General features: G+C 73.4%; 1 pseudogene. It reads left to right on the top strand.

Annotated elements, in window-relative coordinates:
- Positions 1-628: pseudogene (locus tag ACFPZL_RS14070) on the top strand (phospho-sugar mutase); the annotation flags it as partial.

A 628-nucleotide genomic window follows, 5' to 3' on the forward strand; every position in this document is an offset into this window, starting at 1 on the left:
GAGCGCGAGGGCCGTGCGCCCCGCGGCACGCTGGCCAACACGATCGTGAGCTCACCGGCGCTGGGCGCGGTCGCCCGCGCGCACGGGCTGGATCACGCCGAGACCCTCTCCGGCTTCAAATGGGTCTCCCGCGTGCCCGGTCTGCTGTTCGGATTCGAGGAGGCGCTGGGCTACCTCACCGACCCCGAGGTCGTGGGCGACAAGGACGGCATCTCGGCCGCGGCGGAGGCGCTCGCGATGGCCTGCGAGTTGTACGCCGGCGGCCGGACGGTGTGGGATCTGCTCGACGAGGCGAGCGAGCGGTTCGGCCACTTCGCCAGCGCGCAGATCGTGCTGCGGCGCGAGCGGGTCGCCGATGTCGAGGCGCTCTCCGCATGGGTGAGGGCCAACGCGCCGCGCGGCTTCGCCGGCCGAGCGGTCGAGCAGGTGCGCGATTTCCGGCGGCCAGGCCTGGCCCCCGTCCGCGCGAACGTGCTCGCCTACGATCTCGCCGACGGTTCGCGCGTGATGATCCGGCCGAGCGGCACCGAGCCGAAGCTCAAGGTCTACCTCGACGCGTTCAGCGACCGCGGAACGGTGGCGGAGCGGCGAAGCGCGACCGCCGCCGCCCTCGGGCAGATCGAGGTCG

The sequence above is a fragment of the Leucobacter soli genome (assembly GCF_042659205.1).
Lineage (GTDB): Bacteria > Actinomycetota > Actinomycetes > Actinomycetales > Microbacteriaceae > Leucobacter > Leucobacter soli.